Origin of the sequence: Streptomyces sp. NPDC058741 (genome assembly GCF_042746715.1) — a bacterium.
Lineage (GTDB): Bacteria > Actinomycetota > Actinomycetes > Streptomycetales > Streptomycetaceae > Streptomyces.
The window spans coordinates 1-2020 of record NZ_JBHYQH010000071.1 but is presented as its reverse complement, the minus strand read 5'-3'; the positions used below and the strand labels follow the sequence as shown (position 1 = coordinate 2020).

2 protein-coding genes are annotated in these 2020 nt (G+C 73.0%); one reads left to right on the top strand and one right to left on the bottom strand.

Translation table 11 applies throughout. The features are described from left to right. Positions 1–515: 515 nt before the first annotated feature. A complete protein-coding gene (locus tag ACFW6P_RS30965) occupies positions 516–746 on the bottom strand; it encodes a hypothetical protein (protein ID WP_386358646.1) in 231 nt (76 codons plus the stop codon). A gap of 58 nt (positions 747–804) precedes the next feature. Between ACFW6P_RS30965 and map the strand changes: the two genes are divergently transcribed. After that, complete coding sequence (gene map / locus ACFW6P_RS30960) at positions 805–1662, top strand: type I methionyl aminopeptidase (RefSeq protein WP_386358644.1); 858 nt, start codon at positions 805–807, stop codon at positions 1660–1662. Positions 1663–2020 lie beyond the last annotated feature (358 nt).

Genomic DNA, 2020 nt, shown 5'->3' with positions numbered 1-2020 from the left:
CGGCCCAGAGACCCAGCCGGACCAAGCGAACCCAGCCGGAGTCGTGAGCCGGCTCGGAGAACGGGTCGGGCCGGGCGGTCTCCCGGAGGTCCTGACAGCCGAGGGCGGCACGGGCCAGGCGGTAGTCGCCGGGGCGGGCGCCAGAAGAAGCGCTCGCTCCGCCTGCGGCACTCCCCTCTGCTCGACGCGGCCGGCCGACGCAGAGGCGCGGGGACCAGCTGGATCAGGGCGTACTCCGCCGGATCCTCGTTCCCGGTACCGGGCGGTGTCTTCGGGAAGGTGGACGGCTCCGCGCGGAACGCCGGGTCGGCAAGGACCGCAACCCACGCCGGTGCGCGGCTCGTTCTCGGCGCTCGGAGTCGTGAATCCCGGGGATGCCCGGCGCGCTCGCCGCGCCGCCCTGGAGTCCGCCCGGACGCCCGGGCGCCCCCGGCCGCCCTGCCGCCCTGCCGCCCTGCCGCCCTGCCGCCCTGCCGCCCGGGGCGGCGTCGTCGCCGCCCCGGGCGTTGATCAGGTCACTGCTCCTCGCGGCCGCCCGCCGGGGCGTCGTGCCACTTGGGGTCGTTCTCCCACTGGAGGTTGCGCTCGCGGGCGGTCTCCATCGCGTGCTCGGCCTCGGTGCGGCTCGCGTACGGGCCGAAGCGGTCCTTGCCGGGGCAGTCCGGCCCCTCCTCGACCTTCCTGTGCTCCAGGCAGTAGTACCACTCGCCCGGTTTGCCGACCGTGCGCTTCTTGAACAGGGCCATGACCAGCTCCTCTCGCCATCGACATGTTCCCCCACGGCCGCTGGTTAGACTCGCTGGCATGTCTGGCCAGTCGCTGCTCGTCCCCGGGGAGCTGTCCCCCTCCCGTCCCGTGCCCGGAAACATCCGTCGCCCCGAGTACGTCGGCAAGCCCGCGCCGACGCCGTACACCGGTCCGGAGGTGCAGACGCCCGAGACGATCGAGGCGATGCGGCGCGCCGGCAGGATCGCGGCGCGGGCGATGGCGGAGGCGGCGAAGCTGATCGCCCCCGGGGTGACCACGGACGAGCTCGACAGGGTCGCGCACGAGTACATGTGCGACCACGGCGCCTACCCCTCGACGCTCGGCTACCGCGGCTTCCCCAAGTCGCTGTGCACCAGCGTCAACGAGGTGATCTGCCACGGCATCCCGGACTCCACGGTCCTGCGCGACGGCGACATCGTGAACCTGGACGTCACGGCGTACATCGGCGGTGTCCACGGCGACAACAACGCCACCTACCTCGTGGGCGAGGTCGACGAGAAGTCGCGGCTGCTGGTGGAGCGCACCCGGGAGGCCCTCGACCGCGCGATCAGGGCGGTCAAGCCGGGCCGGCAGATCAACGTCATCGGCCGGGTCATCGAGTCGTACGCCAAGCGCTTCGGCTACGGCGTCGTGCGGGACTTCACGGGCCACGGCATCAACTCGTCGTTCCACTCCGGCCTGATCATCCCGCACTACGACAGCCCGCACGCGACGACGGTCATCCAGCCCGGCATGACGTTCACCATCGAGCCGATGCTGACGCTCGGGACGCACGAGTACGACATGTGGGACGACGGCTGGACCGTCGTGACGAAGGACCGCAAGCGGACGGCCCAGTTCGAGCACACCCTGGTGGTGACCGGCTCGGGTGCGGAGATCCTCACGCTGCCGTAGCGGCGCCGGCGGGCGCGGCGTTTCGCCCGCACCGCGCCGGGAAGCCGTACCCGCACGTCGGACGGCAGGGCGCAGGGCCGGGTGAAGCCCGAGGACAGCGTGCTCATGGAACCCTTCGCGATCCTGGGCGAGGAGTTCCCGCTGTCGGCGTGAGCCGCGCTCCCCGCACCGGGCGCGTCGGCACGAGCCGCGCTCCCCGCACCGGGCGAGCGGACGGCGAAACCGGTCCGGGCCAGCGGACGACGAAAGAGAGCCGGGCCGGCGGACAGCAAGAACGGGCCAGGCCGGCGGACGACGAAAGAGAGCCGGGCCAGCAGACGACGAAAGCGGGCCGGGGCCCCGCGCCCCGGGGGCGGGG

Excerpts from the sequence above, each read along its gene's own strand:
- ACFW6P_RS30965 (WP_386358646.1), bottom strand. The coding sequence starts at position 746 with ATGGCCCTGTTCAAGAAGCGCACGGTCGGCAAACCGGGCGAGTGGTAC.
- map (WP_386358644.1), top strand. The coding sequence starts at position 805 with ATGTCTGGCCAGTCGCTGCTCGTCCCCGGGGAGCTGTCCCCCTCCCGT.